19 protein-coding genes and 1 pseudogene are annotated in these 22,394 nt (G+C 61.0%); 8 read left to right on the top strand and 12 right to left on the bottom strand.

All coding sequences use genetic code 11. The features are described 5' to 3' along the window. Window positions 1–229: 229 nt before the first annotated feature. The 3 genes from BX592_RS31230 to BX592_RS31220 all read right to left on the bottom strand — a co-directional run bounded on the left by BX592_RS31230 (window position 230) and on the right by BX592_RS31220 (window position 4,990). Window positions 230–2,113, bottom strand: a complete 1,884-nt coding sequence (locus BX592_RS31230) for a hypothetical protein (RefSeq protein WP_134197148.1) — start codon at window positions 2,111–2,113, stop codon at window positions 230–232. A gap of 385 nt (window positions 2,114–2,498) precedes the next feature. Continuing rightward, the gene (locus BX592_RS31225; protein ID WP_134197147.1) at window positions 2,499–3,521 is read right to left on the bottom strand and encodes a winged helix-turn-helix domain-containing protein; all 1,023 of its coding nucleotides are present in this window, start codon (window positions 3,519–3,521) and stop codon (window positions 2,499–2,501) included. A 419-nt stretch (window positions 3,522–3,940) separates the two neighbouring features. Beyond that, on the bottom strand, window positions 3,941–4,990 hold the full coding sequence (locus BX592_RS31220; RefSeq protein ID WP_134197146.1) for a helix-turn-helix domain-containing protein: 1,050 nt from the start codon (window positions 4,988–4,990) through the stop codon (window positions 3,941–3,943). Window positions 4,991–5,385: 395 nt separating this feature from the next. Here BX592_RS31220 and BX592_RS34715 point away from each other — a divergent pair. Then, window positions 5,386–5,742: pseudogene (locus BX592_RS34715) on the top strand (aldolase/citrate lyase family protein); the annotation flags it as partial. A gap of 31 nt (window positions 5,743–5,773) precedes the next feature. Then, window positions 5,774–6,064: a hypothetical protein gene (locus BX592_RS34710; protein ID WP_341804911.1), complete on the top strand. Its 291-nt coding sequence runs from the start codon at window positions 5,774–5,776 to the stop codon at window positions 6,062–6,064. 82 nt (window positions 6,065–6,146) lie between these two features. On the opposite strand, the gene BX592_RS31210 is transcribed toward BX592_RS34710, so the two are convergent. Then, a complete protein-coding gene (locus BX592_RS31210; RefSeq protein ID WP_134197144.1) occupies window positions 6,147–6,956 on the bottom strand; it encodes an acetoacetate decarboxylase in 810 nt (269 codons plus the stop codon). A 628-nt stretch (window positions 6,957–7,584) separates the two neighbouring features. Further along, on the bottom strand, window positions 7,585–7,788 hold the full coding sequence (locus tag BX592_RS34705; RefSeq protein ID WP_243849817.1) for a hypothetical protein: 204 nt from the start codon (window positions 7,786–7,788) through the stop codon (window positions 7,585–7,587). On the opposite strand from BX592_RS34705, the gene BX592_RS31205 reads away from it, so the two are divergent. From BX592_RS31205 to BX592_RS31195, 3 genes are all read left to right on the top strand, one after another. After that, on the top strand, window positions 7,781–9,007 hold the full coding sequence (locus BX592_RS31205) for a phospholipase A (RefSeq protein WP_243849816.1): 1,227 nt from the start codon (window positions 7,781–7,783) through the stop codon (window positions 9,005–9,007). The genes BX592_RS34705 and BX592_RS31205 overlap by 8 nt on opposite strands. Before the next feature lie 165 nt (window positions 9,008–9,172). After that, entirely contained in the window at window positions 9,173–9,688 is a 516-nt protein-coding gene (locus tag BX592_RS31200; protein ID WP_134197142.1) for a DUF308 domain-containing protein, read from the top strand. A gap of 69 nt (window positions 9,689–9,757) precedes the next feature. Beyond that, on the top strand, window positions 9,758–10,138 hold the full coding sequence (locus tag BX592_RS31195) for an SHOCT domain-containing protein (protein WP_134197141.1): 381 nt from the start codon (window positions 9,758–9,760) through the stop codon (window positions 10,136–10,138). A gap of 196 nt (window positions 10,139–10,334) precedes the next feature. Here BX592_RS31195 and BX592_RS31190 read toward each other — a convergent pair whose 3' ends face one another. From BX592_RS31190 to tkt, 4 genes are all read right to left on the bottom strand, one after another. Next, entirely contained in the window at window positions 10,335–10,664 is a 330-nt protein-coding gene (locus BX592_RS31190) for an RcnB family protein (protein WP_134197140.1), read from the bottom strand. Window positions 10,665–10,952: 288 nt separating this feature from the next. Next, the gene (locus BX592_RS31185) at window positions 10,953–11,348 is read right to left on the bottom strand and encodes a TolB-like translocation protein (RefSeq protein ID WP_166676518.1); all 396 of its coding nucleotides are present in this window, start codon (window positions 11,346–11,348) and stop codon (window positions 10,953–10,955) included. A 258-nt stretch (window positions 11,349–11,606) separates the two neighbouring features. Next, window positions 11,607–12,587 carry a phosphogluconate dehydrogenase (NAD(+)-dependent, decarboxylating) gene (gene gnd, locus BX592_RS31180; protein WP_134197139.1) on the bottom strand — a complete coding sequence of 327 codons (981 nt, stop codon included), beginning with the start codon at window positions 12,585–12,587 and terminating at the stop codon, window positions 11,607–11,609. 6 nt (window positions 12,588–12,593) lie between these two features. Then, a complete protein-coding gene (tkt, locus tag BX592_RS31175; protein ID WP_134197138.1) occupies window positions 12,594–14,675 on the bottom strand; it encodes a transketolase in 2,082 nt (693 codons plus the stop codon). 289 nt (window positions 14,676–14,964) lie between these two features. On the opposite strand from tkt, the gene BX592_RS31170 reads away from it, so the two are divergent. After that, complete coding sequence (locus BX592_RS31170; protein ID WP_134197154.1) at window positions 14,965–15,306, top strand: hypothetical protein; 342 nt, start codon at window positions 14,965–14,967, stop codon at window positions 15,304–15,306. Between the two features lie 77 nt (window positions 15,307–15,383). Further along, the gene (locus BX592_RS31165; protein ID WP_134197137.1) at window positions 15,384–15,923 is read left to right on the top strand and encodes a hypothetical protein; all 540 of its coding nucleotides are present in this window, start codon (window positions 15,384–15,386) and stop codon (window positions 15,921–15,923) included. Between the two features lie 105 nt (window positions 15,924–16,028). Here the strand turns inward: BX592_RS31165 and BX592_RS31160 are convergent, their stop codons facing one another. Next, entirely contained in the window at window positions 16,029–17,087 is a 1,059-nt protein-coding gene (locus BX592_RS31160; RefSeq protein WP_134197136.1) for a DMT family transporter, read from the bottom strand. Between the two features lie 115 nt (window positions 17,088–17,202). Beyond that, on the bottom strand, window positions 17,203–18,093 hold the full coding sequence (locus BX592_RS31155; RefSeq protein ID WP_134197135.1) for an AraC family transcriptional regulator: 891 nt from the start codon (window positions 18,091–18,093) through the stop codon (window positions 17,203–17,205). A gap of 329 nt (window positions 18,094–18,422) precedes the next feature. Between BX592_RS31155 and BX592_RS31150 the strand changes: the two genes are divergently transcribed. Then, complete coding sequence (locus BX592_RS31150; protein ID WP_208328006.1) at window positions 18,423–20,399, top strand: alpha-galactosidase; 1,977 nt, start codon at window positions 18,423–18,425, stop codon at window positions 20,397–20,399. Between the two features lie 19 nt (window positions 20,400–20,418). On the opposite strand, the gene BX592_RS31145 is transcribed toward BX592_RS31150, so the two are convergent. Then, complete coding sequence (locus tag BX592_RS31145) at window positions 20,419–22,287, bottom strand: glycoside hydrolase family 35 protein (protein WP_134197134.1); 1,869 nt, start codon at window positions 22,285–22,287, stop codon at window positions 20,419–20,421. Window positions 22,288–22,394 lie beyond the last annotated feature (107 nt).

Genomic DNA, 22,394 nt, shown 5'->3' with positions numbered 1-22,394 from the left:
CCGTCGTGTGCGCGCGCCACAGCATGCGCCTCGCGGAGCCCCGAACCGGACATTTCTAACTGGCTCAAACCAGACATTACTAAATGGCCGTTACAGTCTGAATATTGATAATTTATATTATGTCAACTAAAATATCCCAGTCCCACAACAGGTAAAACCCCGCGCCAAAGCCGCCCGCCGGCACAACGCCCGTCCTACGCGTTCCCCAACGACGCGCCCATCGTCGGCGTCATTTCCCAACACGCTCAGCCAGCAGCACCGCCGCCTGCGTGCAGCCTGCATCGTCCGGCCACTTGCTCAGCGCGTGCAGACTGTTAGCAAGCTCCTGCGCATTCATCTCGCCACGCATCTCGTCGTCGATCGCAATGCGCTCGGCCAACATTACCGCGGCCTGTTTGCACGTTGCGCTGTCCGGCCACTTGCCGAGCGCGTGCAGGCTGTTAGCAAGCTCCTGCGCCTTCAGCTCGCGACGCACGTTATCGTCAACCGCAATGCGCCCGGCCAGCTGCACCGCCGCATGACCGCATGCCGCATTGTCCGGCCACTTGCCCAACGCGTTCAGGCTGTTGGCAACCTCCTGAGCATTCATATCGAAGCGCACATCGTCGTCGCTCGCAATGCGCTGGCCCAGCTGCTGCGCGGCCAGTGCGCAGGTTGCGTCGTCCGGCCACTTGCTCAACGCATTCAGACTGTTCGATACGTTTTGCGCATTCAGGTTACCGCGCAGCCTGTCGTCGTCGCTCGCAATACGTTGCGCCAGCTTCAGCGCCGCCTGTCTACATGACGCATCGTCAGGCCACTTGCTCAGTGCATTCAGGCTGTTCGCAACGTTTTGTGCATTCAGACCGCGGCAGACATCACCGTCGCTTGCCAGGCGCTCAGCGAGCCTCGCCGTCGCCTGACTGCAGGTTACATCGTCTGGCCATTTGCTGAGTGCGTTCAGGCTGTTGGCCATGTTCTGCGCATTCAGATCGAAGCGCACCCTGTCATCACGGTTTGCAATGCGGCCCGCCAGCCTGATCGCCGCCCTGCCGCACGTGTCGTCATCCGGCCACTTGCTCAGCGCGTTCAGGCTGTTTGCAAGCTCCTGCGCATTGAACTCGCCGCAAAGTCTGCCATCGTCGCTCGCAATGCGCTCGGCCAGCTTCATCGCCGCGTATCCGCACGTCGCATCGTCCGGCCACTTGCTCAACGCGTTCAGGCCGTTGGCAACGTGTTGCGCGTTCAGCTCGCTACACAGCCTGTCACTGTCGTCCCCAATGCGCTTACCCAGCGCGACCGCCGCGTCACGGCAGCCGCGATTGTCCGGCCACTTGCTCAGCGCGTTCAGGCTGTTGGCAACGTTCTGTGCATTGAACTCACCGCGCAGCCCGTCACCATCGTTCGCAATGCGCTCGGCCAGCTTGACCGCCGCCTGTTCACAGATTGCCTCGTTCGGCCACTTGCTCAGTGCGTTCAGGCTGTTGGCTACGTTCTGCGCATTCAGTTCTCCACGTAGCCCGTCATCTTCATTGCCGATACGCTCGGCCAGCTTGAGCGCCGCCTTATTGCATGCGTTGTCGTCAGGCCACTTGCCCAGCGCGTTCAGGCTGTTTGCAAGCTCCTGCGCATTCATGTTTCGCACCACCCTCGTCCACCGGCTGCCGCTCAGATGTCGAGCCAACGAACTGACTGCGGCCTCGCAGGCGTTGTCCTGTGGACGCTTGCTAAAGCTGTTGAGCAGCATCGAGATGACGCGCGGCTTCGCATTGGCGGACGGCGTTACATGGACAACATGGGTTGCGGCCCACGATAGCGCGCGCTGTGCTCCGTCGTATTGAGCGATACCCCGCCTCTGAACCAGCGCCCATTTGCTGAGTCGGCTAGCGAAGTGCGCGAGCCGTTCAAGCAGGTCGTCAGGGTCGACACCCGCAGAGATCTGGTCCAGGCGCCCGCTCGCGAGCAAGCGGGCAATCTGGTCTGCGCAGGTGGCAATCTGGCGCTCGGTCGCGGATGGCTTCGTTTGCTGTAACGTCCGTACAAACGAGCTAAGCGTGTCGAGTGCGCGCAGCGCGCTTTCTGTCGGGTCGATGAAGGGCAAATCGAAAGGTGACCTTTCCGGGAAATTTGTCATGTCGATACGTTCGTTTCAAGTCGCCTGGCCTGCATTCAAAAATTCTCACGGGCATGTCCCCTTTCCTCTTTCTGTCACTCGCCTGTTGCCGGGCCGAGCGTCAAGCGGGTTCCATCGCGCTCAATGCGGCGTCCGACGCGATCGAGGAACCTGGCGCAGCATGGAGAGTTTATTGTAGGACGCACGTTTCCAATTGCCCGTTTGCGCATTTCATCACCGCGAAAGTAAGTATGTTTGACCGCATCGGATGGCCGCACAGGTATCGCGTCAATCCGGCGGCGCGCAAGCCCGACGAGTACAGAACAGCAGACACCCCCTTTCTATTCGGTCGCTTGCTTGTGTCCCGCTGTTTGCGTCACTTGCTCATGCATATGGCTCTTTCGGTTCAATGGCCTGGCAACTTCCTGTTCTTTGGACGGACAGTTGCGGAACCTTGCGACGCCAACTGCTCGGCCTCGATCGCATTACGCAGCAACTCGTTTTCCCTCGATTTTCGTCGCAACAGCGACTGCAACTGGTGGATCTTCTCTATCGCGGCATCCAGATTGGAGATCAGCACCGGCGGATCAGGTTGCTTGCCCGCTCGCGCGCCGTGCAGCGTTTGCACGGGAGGCTCGGGATCGGTCCGGGCGCCGCGGACCGCATCGTCCGCCACGTCGGCTATTTCTGCACCTGCATCTTCCGCGGCGGCGCCGGTTGGCTTCGACAGACAAAACCCGACACCGCGCACTGTCCGGATCGTAATGCTAGCTTGCAGCGGCTTCAGCGCGTCCCTGAGCTGATTGATGTAGATGTCGATAATGCCTCCACTGAGCGCCTTGCCGAACCAGACGTTGTTGACAATGTCTTTGCGCGACAGCACCGTGTAAGGATTTTCGACGAAAAAACGCAGGAGCCTGTAGCAGGTCGGGACCAACTTCAACTCCACTTCGTCGACTGAACCCGGTCCGGTTCGCCCCCATACCCGGCGCGCATCCAGGTCCATGGACAGGGTTTCGAACGACACCCGGCGGCGCATCTGGCGATATTCGACAGGGCGCAGCACGACCTGAATGCGTGCCAGCAACTCCCGAATACCATATGGTTTTTTCACATAGGCGTCGGCGCCTTTCTCCAGCGCGCGAATGCACTCGTCCTCGCCGGCCGCTTCGTCGCCGAGCACGATGATCGGCAACCGGCTGGTTGCTGCCTGCGCGCGTATACCGTTGATTAGCGACATACCCGATCCGTCCGGCAGTTTGGGGCGCATCAGTATTACGCGAGGGCATTCCTGCGCGATCAGCAGTGTCGCGCGCTCGACTGAAAACGCGACGAGCGGTTCATGTCCCGCCTGGCGGAGTTCGCGCCACAATATTTCGGCTTCCGACGTATCCGCTTCGACGATCAGGACTTTAGCTTCAGCGCCCATGCGTTACGCGGATAAAACCTGAATCGGGCCCGATCGCATTCGGGCCGCGATGAATCCGACTACCCTCGGCGCGCAGTTTTGCATTATGCGGATACGGCTGGTCCAGGCACTCGCGCATCGAGAATAGGGCCAGTTTCATTGCGTTTGCGCAGAGCGTTTGAGGCAACAGAAGGCGGGGCATGCACCGGTCATCGGAATCGGGAACGGATGCGATGGTATCTGCCACTGCATCGACGTACGTGCACCTGAGCCGCGCGATGCATGTGCGAGAAGCGCATTGGAACTCGCACACCTCTGACGCTTCGTCTTCAGCGATGCCCGGATCGCGCAGGGGTACCCGCTGAGGTCAAGCTCGTCGAGGATAGTCGGCTGCCCGGTAGAGTGCGCGGCTGGAAGGGCCCAGACGCGGCGAAAGCCGCTCAGATTTCGGTTGGCACCGATGCTCGCGGTTCAACTGGAAAATGCGGCGAACCGAACACATCGGCCGGCGCGACGCCATACCGCCGCTTGAACGCGTGACTGAAGTGAGACGCGCTGGAGAATCCGCACTGATACGCGATCTGCTGGACCAGATTGCGATGCCACGGCGTCGCCTTAAGCAGACGCGCCGCCTGTTCAAGGCGGACGGACAACACATATCGCATCAACGAACCACCTTGAGCGCTGAACAGGCGCCCCAGGTGCTTGCTGGAAATGCACACATGGGCCGCAATCAGCGCGGGCGTCAGGTCCGGGTCACCCGCGTGCCGGGCGATGAACTGTTTGGCCTGGCGGACCATAGCCGCGGCCGTGCGTCGACGGCCACTTGCGGTTGGCCGTTCGAGGACAATATCCATCAGGTCGAGCAGTTGATCGCTAACGCGTTGCATCACATCGGCACTCGGCCTTCGAGACAGTCCTCCGACACATTCGATCAGCGCGCGAACCAACTGAACATCGGGTGAGGAAAGATCGGGAAGCCGGACATGGTCCAGTGCTGTGCGAAAGCCCCGCTCCATCAATGCCTGACGCGGCATTCTCATGACGAATCCGGTTGCGCGTTCGGGAGTGATCGCCTTATAAGGTCGCTGCGCATCGAGCAACACGAAATCGCCTGACCCGATCCGGTGCGTTGCGCTCGTCTCCTCGATCCACATTTCACCGCCGGTGATCAGCTTGATCGACACGTAGTCGGCAGACCACTGCGACGCGTCCGCAGACATCGGCGTCAGCGTTTGCCCGCGGACGTCTCCCGCCAGAAAAAAAACGCGCCCAAGTTGCCACGCGCGGAACTCCGAGCCCAATGAACAACCGGGATCTGCGTCGCTGTACATGCCGAATTCGCGCGCGGTTTCGTGCCATTGGGTCTGTTGAGCGAATTCTCGGCGATATGCAAAGCGTCGGACTTCAATGGTCATATCATAACGGCTCGAAGGTTCGGGGGCGAATTCGGGATCGGACCTCGGCCGACAATGATCGGCGCTGAGCAACTGAAGAAAGTATGCAAGGTGTCGGGTTCGCGGTCATGGCGGGCCTCGCCGGAGGTTCGCGGGTTACCTCAAAGGAGTCCCACTCATCTTGGCGAACACAAATCGCGTTGCTTTATTCCATGACCTGTCGACAGTATGCCCGGCACAAATGCGCCTCTCGCACATGCGTCGCGCGGCTCACGGGCACGTACGTCGACGCTGCGAGCGATACCATCGCTTCCCTTCACGATTCGAACGGGCGGCGCATGTCCCGCCCTCGGTTGCCTGCAACGGACGGAGGGGCGCCCCGCCCCCGTTTCGCTCGGCCTTCCACGACTTCACGCGCGCACGCGACGAGCCCCTGCACTAGCGGCACGCGCTACGACCCGCATGCCCGCAGCGGTGGGCGCTTCTGAATGCAGCTCCGCCGATCTCGCCGCGGTGGCGCAACCCGACGTGGCGTTGATCAATCTGCCGAATCCGCGCGATGCACCGACGATGTTCGCGCGCACGAACGCGTGCGCGGGCTGCAACTTGGGCTTGCCGATCTGTTTGAGCCGCTCGGCGTCGCGCGCCGCGAATCGGCCGCCGTGCAGCGGGCGATGTTCATGCTGTCGCTCGCCGCGGGCGAAGCCGGTGTCTTCGCATACGACTGCGCATTCACCGACATCAAGGACGAAGCCGGCTTCCGCGTCGAAGCGCAACTCGCGCGCAATCTGGGCTTCATCGGCAAGAGTTGCATGCACCCGAGCCAGATCGCGCTTGCCAACGCGGTATTCCGCTCGACCGACGCGGAAATCGCTCATGCGCAACGTGTCGTCGCGGCCGCGGATGTCGAAGCTCTACCCGAAGTACTACGCGACGGTCGTCACCGCGACACGCGACGACGGCCAGACGTTCAGCAAGCGGGTCGACGACATTCCGGGTTTCGCGACGCGGCCGATGCAGCGTGCCGACTTAGCGGCCAAATTCAGGAAGAACGTGGTGCCGATGATCGGCACTGCGTCCGCCGACGACGCCCTGCATGTGTTGTGGGAGCTGGAGCGGCACGAGCGCGTCACCGACGTGTTCGCGCCGCTCGTGTTGCGCACATGAGTCAAAGATGAGACCGGAGGGCACCCTCGTGCCCTCCCCTTGCCGTGATCGTCGTGACCGTCGCCGACTGTGCGGGCGGTTACTACGCCGCGACCGCCACCTCTCTCGCGCGCTCGTGCGCGCTGCGCGGCGCCGAGTGCCGCTGCGAATCCGCGAGGTAGTCATACGCGACGTGACCGAGGCCGAGCGTCAAGTCCGCAAGAATATGCGCACCCGACACGATTTCAAGCACCGGCAGATCCTTCACCGGAGCGAGTGCATGCGAGAACAACTCGAGCCCGACCGGACCGCTCCATGCGCCTTTGATCTCAACATCCTCGCAGCGGTACTCGACGAGTTCCAGACCACGCAAACTGCCATCGACATGCGGCACGATCTTTAGCAGAAAGCCAGGTGCTTCGAGCGTCGCCTTGGCGGCCGACTTATCCAGCGCTTCGAACTTGTAGCCCATGGTTGCGGTTGCAACCAACACCTTGCCGTAGCGAAGTTCGCCGACGATCGTGTCGGCGTCGACGGTCAGCGACGGATGCCCCATCTTCTTCGGAAAGCCCCAGATCTCGCGGCCGCCCGCCGTCGGTGCATGATCGTCGAGATACATCGAGTGCACATAGGCGCCGCGACGTCCCTGGAACATGACCGGGATCACCTGGCCGGATTCTGTGTAATCGCCGAATCCGGATGAATCGGGCATCCGGATAAATTCGTATTTGACGAGCGGATTGTCCATATCCACTTCCAGCGGCTCCGGAACCAGTTCGCGCAGCTTTTCCGGATCGGTGCGATAGGTGACGATCAGAAATTCGCGATCGATAAAACGATACGGGCCGCGCGAATAAGCCGGGCTCGTCAACGGTATCGAATGCGCTTTGTTTTTCACATCGTTGATATTCATGGCGGGTCCTTTAACCTGCAATATTTGGGAAAATGGCCGATCGCCGCAATGCATGCCTCTTTCCAAAGTCATTGCGTGCGCGCGAAAAAATCGGCTCGCGCTGCGAGTGACCGACTACGCGTCTCCCACCATGCTTTATCGTTAAATGTTAACCAGGGGCCGAAGTCATCTAGTTCGAAAGGCGTGAAAGACCGTTTATTGAACAGAAACGGACTGGAGTATAAGGACGACCCCGCATACGGTTTGACAACAATTGTGAACTTTCGCCACATTCGCGCGTGGTTCAGCGGAACCGTCCGCGAACTCGAGCGATCGCGTCCGTCAAGCATGACCTGCGTCGTCATCGATGCCGACCGCGAGATGCATCCACCGTGCATCGTTCACGCGAACAACAGTTGTACCGAGGAAAATTTGACAATTCACACCTTGTGAAGCACCGTTATTGTTAGTATCGAATTCAGGAATCGAAGAATTCAGAATGAATAGTCGTTGAGATCCACAATCCGAGTCTCCATCGAGCGACCGCGAATAGACGCTTTCATGAGATCGCTCCCGGTTTTACGCGACCGACCGTTGATGCTTGTTCTACGGCGCTCACGCTGCGAATCGTTGTGGCGATACAAGGAGGTCACGTGGCGATCAGGCTGGCAGTTCGTGAGGAATCCTGTTCCCGGGCGGTTCCGACTGCGAGGATGGCGTGGAGAAAAGCGGCGGCGTGCGTGGCGCTTGCCGCGGCGACCTTCGCGGGCCATGTGCCGGCGAGCTCCGCAGCGGTATCTTTTTTGCGCCCGCCGCGCGAAGCGAGATCGGACGAACCGCTGGTCGTGACCATTGTGTACTCGGGCGATGCGCCGTCCGGCACGTCATTCGATGTGCCGCGCACGTTGAACATTACGCTGACCAATGGCGAGGCCCTGCCTCTGATCGTGCCGCTGACCCGCGTCCCCGGCGCGCCCGAGCATCTGCGCCTCGCGGCCGGCGAAATGAAGGCGGTCAGTTATAGCGCGGCGTGGCCGGACTCGGCGCGCGGCGCACTCAGAATCGATGTGCCCGGCGTCGATGTGTCGCCTTCGGTGGTGTTGCTCACGCGCAAGCCTGACCATGCCGCGCCGGCCACAGCGAGCACCACTGCCGCAGCACCGGCGAGTACGAATGAGAGTGCGACGACACCGGCGACGGCGAACGCCGCCCCCGCTGCCGCCGCGTCGGCGCCCAATGCGACGGCTGCACCCGGACAGGCGGTGCCGGGCAATGCAGCGCTCGCCGCGGCCATGCCGCCATCCGCCGTGCAGCCGAGCAATTCGTTGATTCCGGATCTTGGCCGCTTCCTCGCGGGACGGATCTCCCCGTACGAGCCGACGTTCTTTGCGGATGGCTGGGATTCGCACGGCCATAACCTCGCGAAGTTTCAGATCAGCTTCATGTTTCGTTTCATCCTGCCGGAAGATCCGCGTTCACGAAGCTTCTTCGACAACCTCTACTTCGGGTACACGCAGAGTTCGCTATGGGATCTCGGCGAGTATTCCGCGCCGTTTCGCGATACCAGCTATATGCCGGCGCTGTTCTACTACCTGCCCGACACCGGCTGGAAGGCCAGCTGGTTCACGAGGCTGGGCATGATGGCCGGCTATGAGCACGAGTCGAACGGCCGCGACGGAGAAGAATCGCGCGGTGTGGACATCCTGTTCGTCAAGCCGATCTTCGAGTTCGGCGACCTCACCGCAAATCACTTCAAGGTCGAACCGAAAGTCTACTGGTACCAGCATATCGCCGGCGAGAACGGGAATATCACCGACTATCGCGGCTATGTGGACCTGAAGGTCACGTACGGCAGTCCGGATGGCTGGCAGCTCGCGGCGACGATGCGAAAAGGCACGAAATCGACGTACGGCAGCATCGATACGCAATTCACCTATCCGCTTGCCAAGCTGTTCGGCAGCGCAGCGGCGGGCTATCTGTTTGTGCAGTACTTCAACGGCTATGGCGAAGATATCCTCGACTACAACCAGCATCGCTGGGTTGCGCGCATCGGCTTTAGCGTGTCGCGTTGACGGTGCGGGATGCGCGCAGCTTCCCATGTATGCGCTTGTATTTGAGGAAGCACGCACTATACTTCCGCGATTGGCAGTGGCACGCCAGGTTTTTGCTAGAACGCATATTTCGACAGGCACACATGTAAGTTGGATATAACGAGTCATGTGCAGTTACGTTCGAATATGAAAACACGCGCAATTTTTCCCATTGCAAGCTCCTCTCTTCTCGTGCTCGCGGGAATTGTCTGTATTGTGGTCCCGCTGGCAACCAGCTCTTTTCTCGGAACGGTTTTTATCGCGAGGATGCTGCTGTTTTGCGGCTTCGTGCATGCGTTGAGTCTTTTTTCAACGAGCGGCTGGCAATTCGTTCGGAGGATTCCGCCGGTCGTCGTGCCGATCCTGATCGGCATCCTGATGCTGTCGAACGACAGCGTGCGTACGCAGGGTCTCACCGTGATGCTGATGATATTTTTCGTGCTCGACGGTTTCTTCAAGGTGGTTGCATCGATCGAGCGTGAGATGACGATCAACATCGTCGGCCTGGTCAGCGCGGGGCTGTCGTTCCTGCTCGCCGTTTATCTGGCGGCACACTTTCCTGATGTGCCGCTGCGCCTGCTTTCGCTGTTTCTCGGCGTGGATTTGATCTCGATGGGCGTCGCGCTGCCTGCCGCACGTGAACGTAACCGCAGCCGCGCCTGAACCGCGCGCGATTGACCGTGCTCTTGTAGCGTCAAGGAAGTTTCCTCACGCAACCGATGGAGAGCATCCATGATTTTAACAAATGGCTTCACGTTTTCCGGCTTCATTATCGATGTCTTTTCGATATTCATGTTCATATTGTGGTTCTGGCTGTTCATCACGATAGCGGGAGACCTGTTCAGCCGGCACGATATTTCCGGATTTATGAAAGTCATATGGGTGATTTTTCTGATTGTCTTGCCCTATATCGGCGTATTCGCCTATATCCTGACGCAAGGCAGAAGGATGGCCGAGCGCAACCACGAGCGGGCGCAAAAGGCGCGTGACGAATTGCGTCAGGTGGTGGGCTTTAGCGTCGCCGATGAACTCGAGAAGCTCGACAAGTTGAAATCGACAGGATCCCTGACGGAAGACGAGTACACGCGGCTTCGCACTAAACTCGTCCAATAGCGAATACACCGGTGCATAGCATCCGCCCGCGCCCGCAGAATGTCACGGCAAGCTGCCGATCAGCGTGGGCGGCGTCGAGCCAATCGATGCGATGATGCAAGCTGACCGGCGAGCGGGCGCACCGTTACGCCAGCGCCGATCGTAGATCACACAGCGTCAGTCAGTGCGGGTCCCTGCGGCGGATCACAGCGGCGGATTACTGCGGTGTGCCGGCTACGATTTTCGCGATCTTCCAGTTGTTCGTGCTGACCAGCACATAATCGCCGTTGACCCCAAGCCATTTCTGACCGCGCGCCGGTGCGTCGAGGTTATGTGACTTCCAGTCCTTCATCACGAAGTTGTAGTGTCGATATTTCGACGGGACCTGCTGGCCTTCCTGCCAGTCGCGATGCGGCATGGTCGGCATCACTTGCTGGCGGCCCGTCCCCTGGCTTTGATCAGGAGCGGCGGCGTCTTGCGCGAACACGGTAGAGCTCACACCGACGACGAGCGCAGCGATGGCAGAAAGAACGAGTTTGCTTTTCATAGTCCGATCTCCTGAAGCAGGAAGATAGTTAACGTCGCACATAACGTGTGGTTTATTCGGCCATGAATCCCGGAAGCTGTGTACCCAGACTGCGTGAGCGTGCGCTAAAGAATGGTGAAAATAGCTCGAAATTCACGGAAATTAGCTATGCAAATTGTGCGAATTGTCAAGATTCTGAGAATTGTCTATCAATGGTAGTAGAGAGAATCGTGACTTCAAGGTGTTTTACGATCGGGCGCAAGTCGAACGCCCGATCGTGATGGCGCTTCTTTAAAAGCCATCCGAATGTCAATTCCGCTCGGCCTCTACGCTTCGAAGCGCGTTGGCATCCTCGCCGACCACCTTGATCGTTTTGCCCGCCGGCGACATCAGCACCTGAGGGTCCCATGATCCGTGCCCGCTCATCACGCGATGCTGCGCGACCAGTAGCGAACCGACATATTTGCCCTTGTTCACCACGGAAAGCGCATTGCCGTCGGTCACATAGCGTTGCGGACCACCGGCGGCCGGCACCGCATGGATGGCAGCCGATGACGCGCTAGCCGCGGTCAGGAAATAGACGGTCGCTCCGTCCGGCGAAAAGATCGGCTGATCGATATCGGCGAGCACCCGTTCCGGTTTTTCATTGCCCTGCGGCTTACCGGTTACGAGCCGCACGGCCTTGTGATCCTTCAAGTGAATCACCCACAGATCGCGAACCGCGGGACTGTCGTGCGCTTCGTCGACGCCGCGAGTAAGCCTGGTGAAGGCTATCGTATCGCCGGTCGGCGACAGAGCCGGCGCATCAAATTGCCGAAAATTCGATATCGGCTTATATCGGCCGGGGCGCCGTTCGCCTTGAGGGTGACAGATAGCTTTGCGCGCTGGTGCTGGTTAGTCGTTCTTGAGTTTTATAAGTGGCGATCCGACGCGCACGCCGGATCGCCACGTAAACCGCGTGAATTACTTGACCGGAAATTCCTTGTGTCCGCCAAACCCAAATCGCATGGCTGAAAGCATACGTTCAGGAAACGCCTCGATATCGCGCGACCGGAAACGCGTATAGAGCGCCGCGGACAGCACCTGCGCGGGCACCGCTTCTTCGATCGCGGCTTCGATCGTCCAGCGCCCTTCGCCGCTATCCGCGACTTCAGTCGAGAAATGCTGCAGCGAACTGTCCTGCGCCAGCGCGCCGGCCGTCAGATCGAGCAGCCACGACGACACGACGCTGCCCCGCCGCCACACCTCCGCGACATCCGCGAGATCGATCCGGTAGCGCTGGTCTTCGGGCAGCCCGTCCATATCCTTGTGCTCGAGAATATGAAAGCCTTCCGCATAGGCCTGCATCAGCCCGTACTCGATGCCGTTGTGCACCATCTTCACGAAATGCCCGGAGCCGACCGGGCCCACGTGCATATAGCCCTGCTCGACGCGCGCATCGCGCTTGTCGCGGTTCGGCGTCGCCGGAATATCGCCGCGGCCCGGCGCAAGCACCGACAGAATCGGATCGATGCGTCGCACGACCTCGTCTTCGCCGCCAATCATCATGCAATAGCCGCGCTCCAGACCCCAGATGCCGCCCGACGTGCCGACATCGACGTAGTGCAGCCCCTGTTCGCGCAACTGCGCGGCGCGGCGGATATCGTCCTTGTAGAACGTATTGCCGCCGTCGATCACGATGTCGTCCTTGCCGAGCAGTTTGCGCAAATCGCCCAGCGTGTCCTCGGTAATCTTTCCGGCCGGCAGCATCAGCCACACCACGCGCGGCGCCGTGAGCTTCGCGACCAGGTCCTGCAGATCCTTCGCGCCGGTCGCGCCTTCGTTCGCAAGCGCGTCCGTAGCCTGAGGATTGTGGTCATAGACGACGCACTTGTGTCCTCCACGCATCAGCCGACGTCCGATATTGCCGCCCATGCGTCCCAACCCTACGATTCCAATCTGCATGATGGTTCACTCCTTGCCGTTGGATTTCACTCGCTCGATCTGTTTCTTCGCCTCGTCGTAGACGCGTTCTGGCGTGAAGCCGAACTTCGTTTTTAGCGCCTTCAATGGCGCGGACGCGCCGAACGTATGCATCACGATTTGCGAGCCAAGGCGGCCGACGTAGCGGTCCCACCCGAGCGTGGCCGCCTGTTCGACCGCGACGCGTGCATGCACGTCGGGCGGCAGTACGGACTCCTTGTACGCCTTATCCTGCGTTTCGAAGATATCCCATGACGGCATCGACACGACACGCGCCGCAATACCTTCGGCCTTGAGTTTCTCGTAAACCTCGACACACAGCGACACCTCGCTGCCGGTTGCGAGCAGCAGCACTTGCGGCTTCTTGCCGCCTTCCGCATCGGCCAGCACGTACGCACCGCGCCGCACGCCTTCGGCCGATGCATATTTCTTGCGGTCGAGCGTCGGCAGCGGCTGGCGCGTGACGACGATGCATGACGGCACGTGCGGACGCGATAGTGCTACTCGCCAGGCTTCGCCCGCTTCGTTCGCATCGGCCGGACGCAGTGTCGTCAGCCCCGGGACGCCGCGCAGCGACGCGAGTTGCTCGATCGGCTGGTGAGTCGGTCCGTCCTCGCCAACGCCGATCGAATCGTGCGTGAACACGTACACGACCGGCACTTCCATGATCGCCGACAGGCGAATCGGCGGCTTCATATAGTCGCTGAAAATCAGGAACGTCGACGCGTAGGGGCGCAGGCCCGATAGCGCGAGACCATTTGCGACCGCGCCCATCCCATGCTCGCGTATGCCGAAGTGCAGATTGCGACCCGCGTAGCTGTCATGTTCGTAACTGCCCGCGCCTTCAAACTTGAGATTCGTTTTGGTCGACGGCGAAAGATCGGCTGCGCCGCCAATCATCCATGGAATACGCTGCGCGATCGCGTTCAGCACTTTGCCCGACGATTCGCGCGTCGCAATCCCCTTCGGGTCGGCTTCGAACACCGGGATATCCGCATCCCAGTTATCGGGCAGCTTCGATGCGAGCATCAGCGACAATTCTTTCGCGAGTTCGGGGTGCTTCTCGCCATACGCGTCGAAGCGCTTCTTCCAGTCGCTATGTGCGGTCTTGCCGCGCGCGCCCATGCCTTGCGCGAGGTGCTGCATCACACCATCGGGCACGAGGAACTGCGCATCTTCGGGCCAACCGTACGCGCGCTTCGCAAGCCTGATTTCTTCTTCGCCCAGCGGCTCGCCGTGTGCGCCCGACGTGTCCTGCTTATGCGGCGCGCCCCAGCCGATAATGCTCTTCACCACGATCAGGGTCGGACGGTCCGCGGTTGCCTTCGCGCGTTCGAGCGCCGCTTCGAATGCCGCACCGTCGTTCGCGTCGTCGACGTGCATCGTGTTCCACTTGTAGCCGCGAAAACGCGATTCGACTTCATCGCTATACGCGAGATCCGTGTGCCCTTCGATCGTCACGCGGTTGCTGTCGTAGATCCATATCAGGTTCGATAGCTTCAGGTGTCCCGCTAGCGACGCCGCTTCATGCGACACGCCTTCCATCATGTCGCCATCGCCACATAGCGCATAGACGCGGTAGTCGAAGAGCTGCGCATCGGGCCGGTTGAAGTGCGCCTCCTTCCAGCGCGCGGCCATCGCCATGCCGACGCTGTTGCCGAGCCCCTGGCCGAGCGGCCCGGTGGTCGTTTCGACACCGGTGGTCATCCCGTATTCCGGGTGACCCGGCGTTTTGCTATCGAGCTGACGAAACTGTTTAATGTCGTCGAGCGACACTGCGGGCTTGCCGGTCGGCTTGCCATGCGCATCCACTTCTTTCACGCCATACAGGTGCAACAGCGAATAAAGCAGCATCGAGGCGTGCCCGACCGATAACACGAAGCGGTCGCGGTTCGGCCACTCGGGCGCGTCCGGGTCGTACCGCAGATGGTTCTGCCACAGGTGGAAGGCGACCGGGGCAAGCGCCATCGGTGTGCCCGGGTGACCGGAGTTGGCTTTCTGGACGGCGTCCATCGACAGCGTGCGGATGGTGTTGATCGCGAGGCGGTCCAGATCGGATGCTGAGGACATAAGCGACGGCTCCTTGTTCAAGAGTGGAGTGCAGAGTGCAATGCGGCACACCAGATGCCGCGGCGGGCAACCAGGTCGATTGAGCAAGTGTAGTGCCTTCGAGGCGGCACTGCAGGTCTCGTGCGCTACGGCCGTTCCCATGGTCTGTTTCACGAATATGTCCGACGCGGTTTGACGCGTAGCGTTCGCACTTGCTGCTAACATTAGCCGATTGAATCTCGCATGGACGTCCGCGTTGGCGCCGGCTGAAAGCCTGAATCCGGACGGGAAAATAGGGACATCAACGGAAATGGAACGAGAATTCACCGAATCCACTCGTGCGCGGGCGGAACTCTTATGTTTTCTTGTCGCGATTGCGGCCGCATCGTACGCGCTGACGCAGGAGTGGCGCGTCGATCATGTTGTACAGTGCTGCCGTCAATGGCTTGTCAAGAATGAAACGAAAATGCACTGGCTCGAACGTGTCCGCACGGGGCAGCTTGCTTTGAAAATTGCGCAGTACGACCTGGAAAGCGCGGGAATCGCGGTGCGGCTCTCAAGTGTTTCCGCGCTCTTCACCGCCGAAATGGAACTCAATGAAGCGAGCACGATGGTCCAAAGAATGATGACGCTGTGTCACGACGCGCTTTGAATCATGTAATTGCAGTCGCATAATTAAAGTCCGGACTCAAACCGGTCGGGAAGCTGACAATAGCCTTGGGGTAGGCCATGCACAAGATCGCGCTTCTTGCTGTAGCGGTATCGGTGCTTCTGAGCGGGTGCGAGCGCCGCATTGAAGAGATCAAAGACTGTATCGCGGGGAAAACTCAACCCGTCGATGTCGATCAGGCAGTCAAAATCGTCAAGGCAGCAGGGTTCGAAGTCAGGCGGCCGGATAGCATCATGACGCCCGCGCCCTCGTCGTCCGCTGCTTCCGCAAGCTCATCCACGTCTTCATTGCCGAAACAAGCCTCCACACATCAGCCATTTTCACTGCTGTGCAATACGACCGTGCAAGGGCAGCCCGTTTCGCAAAGTCTGACGGTCGATCTCGATGCGGCTACCGTCAATGGCGTGCGCGCGGATGTGTCGGAGACGGAAATCAAATGGACGACGCAGTCGCGTGATCATACCGGCGCCGCGTTCACCGGCCAGATCCACACGCTCAACCGGCTGAACGGCAACTATCGTTTCCATGACGAAGGCGCGGTGTATGCAGCGCCGGTGCCGAGCTATCGATGTGCGCTCGCGTCGAAGCGCCTCTTCTGACATCGCGCTGTGCGCACTCACGTAACCGGTGTTGCGCGTAGCGCTAACCGGGACGTGCCGGAAATCAGGCATCCTTAAGTCGCGCGGTTTTGTTCAGTTGGACGTCTAATGCCGATGCCGGTGATGCGCGTCCGGAAAATGCGCATGCGAATGCGTGATCGGCGGATGGACATGCGTATGGGTGTGCGGTTTGTCGCCGGAATACGGAAAGTCGTGCTCGTGCTGATGATGTTCGTCGTGCGCATGCCGATGCGTATGCTCGAGCCATTGGTGCGTATGCGCGTGCTCATGGCGCTCGCGGATATGCAACGCGATTCCGATTGCCATCAGCACCGCGGCGACCCAAAACGCCACAGTCGGCCATTCCGGCCACAGCACAAACGCGAGTGCGACGCCGAACAGCGGCGCAGCCGAGAAATACGCACCCGTGCGTGCAGCGCCTAGATGGCGTAGTGCGACGACAAACAGCACGAGACTCACTCCATAGCCGGCCAGCCCCGTCAGCATCGCGACGGCGAGCGTACCGGCAGCGGGCAACGCCGTGCCCGTCATCAATGCAATTGCAAGGTTCACCGGACCGGCGAACAACCCTTTCATGCAGGCGATGACCATCGCATCGTTGGTCGCCACCTTGCGTGTCAGGTTGTTGTCGATCGCCCAGCACAGGCACGCGCCGATAATCAGCAACGCGCCGAGCGGCATGTCGGCTTCGCCCGGATACCACGAAAGCACGACGCCGGCCGCGACAATCGAGACCATGCCGAGAAACACCTGAACGTCGACGTTTTCTCGAAACACGACCCATGCGATTACTGCTGTCAATACGCCTTCGAGATTGAGCAGCAGCGAGCTGGTCGCCGCGGGCGTGCTCGACAGCCCGAGCATTAGCAGCGCGGGGCCCGCGACGCCGCCGGCGACGATCGCGCCGATCAGCCACGGCCACCCGTCACGATTCACACGCTGATGGCTGCGCGCACCCACCGGTGTGCGCGATCGGCGCACGACGATCGCGATACCGAGCCCGAGCCCGCTGCCCAAATAGAACAGCCCGGCGACCATGAAGGGCGACGTCGCGCCAAGCAGTGCTTTGGCAATCGGTGTCGTCGCGCCAAACAGGGCGGCCGCGGCAAGCGCGGTCAATATCGCGCCGAATCTCGAGTTCATCACAGGGGGGTCGCGCAATTTGCGTTCAAAGCGACAGTGTATCGGCCAGTGCCCGACAGTTTCCCAACAACCTGCCTTACGCAATGGTGGAATGCCGATATGCGCGCAACGCTGCTCAGCAATGAGATGTGCTGCTAGCCGTCGACGCGCGGTGTGATGCGAAATCGCGCGGCGTCATGCCGTGATGAGCCTTGAATACACGGCTAAAATGCGCGGCACTCAGAAAGCCGCAGCGCTCGGCAACTTCGCGAATCATGATGTCGGGTGTATCCGCCAGCAGCCGGCCCGCGTGTGCGACGCGCAGCGCGTACGCGTAGCGCATCGCCGACAGGCCCTCCGTTTTTAGCGCGCGGGAAAGGCGGCTCGTCGATACATTGAGCGCAGCCGCTACGCCGGGCACATCGAGCGATGCATCGCCGATGCGCCGCTCGATAGCCTGCTTTGCGAGTAACACGATCGTTGAACTTGAACGGCGGCACGCCACGGCACCACGCTTGTCGAGAATCACATTCATCAGATCGAGACACTGGCCGCTCATTCGCGCGAGCAGCGCTTCGCTGGCCTTGCCGATGTGCTCAGTCAGGTTCAGCACCAGTTCGCGCACGAGTGTGACGTCTGCGCACAGCGGCACCGGTTCGAACGCACGATGAAAGCGATAGCCGAAGCCGCGATCGTGCAGCGACGACTTCGACATGCGCATCAGCGACACCCGCGTCGGCTCGCCGAACGATTCGATGAACGGGAACGACGGGTCGGTGAGAATCACATCACCCGCGCGCACGTGCAGCGCATCGCCCTTCTGTTCGATCGACATGCTGCCGGACTGGATGATCAACAGCCGGATCTCCTGGCTCGCCCAGTGGCCAGCCGCATGCAGGATCGGCGAGATCGTCTGCCCGGCCAGCTGGAAGCGCCCGATCAGCACTTCGCCCACGCGCCGATACACGGCCGACGATTGGCCGGAATACGACGAACTGAAACGGCATGCCAGACCAATCTGTGACATTCCGTCGATCCAGCCGCCCCGATCGACAGGTTTATCGCACCATGTGTGTTGCCGAACCTGTAAGTCCACTGCAAAGTCTCCTTTTCACAGTTTCCGCCGAGGTGGGCCGCCCGCCGCGTTTCGCCCTGCTGCGTAGTACAGACGAATCAAGGGCGCTACGTTGAAAATGGCAAAGCTCACGCACGATTGAGCCTCATCGACATGACAGAACACACTGGGCTGCCGATGGAACGCAAGCAATGTTAAATATCGGCGTGTGCGGTGAACAGCGGGCAGAATGGGATGCATTCGTGCAGATTTGGAATGATTGGACCACCGAAAGGATTGCCATGCGGCCGAATTCCGATGCCCTCACCACTCCCGGTTGCCCCGTGCTGCAAATCGACGGCGCCCGGTACACGTTCGGCAACGCGGCGATCGCGCTGCACTGGCAGGTTGGCGATCAGCGGCTTCACGGATTCGTGCTGGAGGATCGCGCGCATTGGCGCACGCTACCTGTAAGCGCGCCGTTCGCGTTAACCTTTTCGGATGGCCGCACGCTGCGGATGGCGGATCTGACGCTCACCGCACCGTTGCGCAGCGAGACGCTTGCCGCCGACCCCGGCGCGCCGTGCGTCGCGCACACGTACGCTGGGGTTCGGATAAGCGCCGTGCTACGCGACGCGCATGATCGTCTGCGCGTCGAATGGCGTGTCGAGCAACGAGACGGTGCGCCGTATTTGCGCCTCGCGGTTGCGATCACGGCAACGATGGACGCGCTGCCCATCGTGAGCGTGACACTCCTCGAGACGTGCGCACCCGATGCGCGTGTGGCCGGCACGCTCCCCGACGGACTGCCGGTGAGCACGGATAATGTCTATCTCGGCTGTGAGCATCCGCTGTCGCAAAGCGAAGTAAGCGGCGAGAAAGCGATCGTGCGCTTTCACGTGAAGCGTGCGTTGCCTGTCGAGCCAGGCAAGACAGTTGCATACTCAACGGTTGCGGGTGTCGCGCGCGACGGGCAACGGCGCCGCGATTTCGCTTCCTATGTCGAGCGCGAACGCGCGCATCCGTCACGTGCGTACCTGCACTACAACTCGTGGTACGACATCGGCTACCTGACGCGGTATACGCAAGCGCAGGCGCTCGAACGGATCACCGCAATCGGGCACGCGCTGCATGACGAACGCGGCGTGCAAGTCGATGGCTTTCTGTTCGATGATGGCTGGGATGACTACAGCGGCAGCTGGCGCTTTAGCGACACCTTTCCTGACGGCTTTGAGCCGTTGCGCGAGGCGGCCGCACGCTACGGCGCGGCGCCGGGCATCTGGCTGTCGCCGTGGGGCGGATATGGGCCGCCGCGCGATGAACGTATCGCGCGCGGCGCCGCAGCCGGATTCGAAACCGCCGGCAACGGATTTGCGCTATCCGGCACGCACTACTACCGGCGCTTTCATCAGGTCACGATGGATCTGCTGCGGCGGCAAGGCATTCGCCATTTCAAGTTCGATGGCACCGGCAACGCAGACAGCGTGTTTCCCGGCAGCCGCTTCGACAGCGACTGGGAGGCCGCGATCGAGCTGATCGCCGAGATTCGCCGCGAAGCGCGCGATGTGTTCATCAACCTGTCGACGGGCACGCTGCCATCGCCGTTCTGGCTGCGCCATGCGGATACGGTCTGGCGCGGCGGCAGCGACGACGGTTTCATCGGCACGGGCAGCGACCGCGAACGCTGGATCACGTATCGCGATACGCAGGTCTATCGCAATGTCGTGCTCGCGAGCCCACTGTTCCCGCTGAACTCGCTGATGCTGCACGGCATTATCTGCGCGCAGCAGAACCGGCGGCTGAATGCGAGCGACGGTGAAGACTTCGTCCATGAAATACGCTCGTTTTTCGGTAGCGGCACGCAGTTGCAGGAGTTGTACCTCACGCCGTCGCGGCTTGGCGCACGTGCATGGGATACGCTTGCCGATGCGGCGAAATGGGCGCGCGGCGAGGCCGGTGTGCTGCGCGACAATCATTGGATCGGCGGCGCGCCGGATGAACTCGCCGTCTATGGCTGGGCTGCATGGACGCCATCGAAAGCCATTGTGACGCTGCGCAATCCGGACAGCCGTGCGCACAACACGGTGCTCGATCTGCGCGCGCAACTCGAGTTGCCCGCCGATGCGGCAGCGTGTTTCAACGCCAGTACGCGATGGGCCGCGCACGGCCGCTCGCCGGTCACCGCGCGGATCGATGCGGACAAACCGCAGACGCTCGAGCTTGCGCCTTTCGAGGTACTCACCCTTGAATTGATGCCGGTCGATCCGGCCGCAGGCTGAAATGGTCCAAGCGCGCGATTCAGGTTAGCGTGCGTCTGAGTTCGACCGGTTGCGCATCGGTCTGATGCAGATCGAAGATCGTGACCACATTCTCACCGTCGGTGAGCCACGGCGCCGGGCAGAAGAGCCGCGTTTGCGGGCCGATATGCCAATAGCGGCCGAGATTGTGCCCGTTCACCCACACCACGCCTTTGGTCCAGCCGCTCATGTCGAGATACGTGTCGCCGTGCGTATCGAGACGAAACGTTGCGCGGAAAAACAGGCCGCTTTGGCGCGGGTTCGAGCAGACCTCGCGCAGATTCGCGATAAACGCATCGTCCATCGGCAACAGGAACGTGTGCCAGCCGGTCAGCGTACGCCGTGCGCCGGCTGAATCGCGCAGCACGACATCGCCGACGATGCCCTTGCGGTCGAGCATCGCATCGCCGCTGCCATAGTTGATGCGTCCCATCCCCTCGACGAGGATGTCGAGCACCACTGCGTCGCCGGCAGCGTCGGGCTGCGTGTCTTCTCTCGTTAGCGGGAGCTGAAGCGGCACCTCGTGCACCACATTCAGCGGCTGCGCAAGCGGTGCGGGTACCCGCGCGCGCGACACCGCGCCAGCATAACGTTGATCGACAAACACGGTCGCGTAGTCGCGGATGCATCCGGTTTCAAGCGCATGGTCGATCGAGCTGTGCCGATCGAAGTCACGCAACGTATGCCGATACAACGCAAAACCAGACGCCTGACCGGCCTCTTCGAACGTCGGCGGTTCGATGGTTCGAGATGCACGCCACGTGTCCGGCAGATTGTCCCAGATCGATGCGAATAGCCGCGGCTGTAACGCATCGCGTCCTCGGCGTTCGATGGTCGATGGCGCGGGCGGAATATCCGGCAACGGCGTCGGCAAATAGCGCGCGATGATGTCCCGATACCGGACGAACTTCGACGTCGCGACGCCTTGCTCGCTGATCGGCGCCGCGTAGTCGTAACTGGTGATATCCGGTTGATACTCGCCGGTTGCCGCGTCGACATTCGCGCCCGCATAAAAGCCGAAGCTCGTGCCGCCATGCGCGACATACAGGTTGAACGACATCTTGCGCTGCATGAACAGCTCCAGCGTGCCGGACAGATCGACCGCGGTTCCTTGCAGCGCCGCGTCGCCCCAATGCGTGAGCCAGCCCGGATAGACCTCACCGGCCATCACCGGCACACCGGGAAACGCGCGCCGCGCGGCGTCGATCTGCGCAGCGTTGCCGTTGCTGAGCGCAATCGCGCCGCCCGCGACGGTCGTGCGGTTCTGCTGCAATTGCGCGAGACCGTCTTCGGTAAAGAACGGTCCGTCGATCCCGCAATCGACCCATAGCTGGCGGATTTCGTCCAGATAGGCCGCATTGCTCGCATACGAGCCAAACTCGTTTTCGATCTGAATCATCAGGATCGGGCCGCCGGCCGCGGCCATCAGCGGCGCGACATGCGCGGCGAGCGCGCGGATATAGCGCGCCACCGCGGCCATATAGCGCGGTTCGCTCGCGGCATCGGTGCGCAGCCGCATGTCCGGGTCGCGCAGCAGCCACGACGGCAATCCACCGAGGTCCCATTCGGCGCACACGTACGGGCCCGGTCGCAGCAGCACGCGCAGGCGCTGTGCGTCGCACGCGCGGATAAACGCCGCGATATCGCGATTGTCGCTGCTGAAATCGAACACGCCTTCGCGCAGCTCGTGATAATTCCACATCACGTATAGCGCGATCGTGTTCATGCCCATCGCTTTGGCCATCCGGATGCGATGCGTCCAGTAGTCGACGGGAATTCGCGCGGGGTGTAGCTCCGCGCTGCGGATCTGGAATGGCTGACCGTCCAGCAGAAACTGCGAGCCGTCGGCCGCAAACGAAAAGATCGACATGGCAGGTGCCCGTCTTACCGATGTTTCGTCATTATGCCGGCGCGCATCGCCGAATCGCATTCGGCGGTTTTTGCCTGAGCGGCGCGCCGGTTTGCCTGACATCGGCA

This window comes from Paraburkholderia rhizosphaerae (genome assembly GCF_004366595.1).
Lineage (GTDB): Bacteria > Pseudomonadota > Gammaproteobacteria > Burkholderiales > Burkholderiaceae > Paraburkholderia > Paraburkholderia rhizosphaerae.
This window is presented reverse-complemented; position numbering and strand designations above follow the sequence as displayed.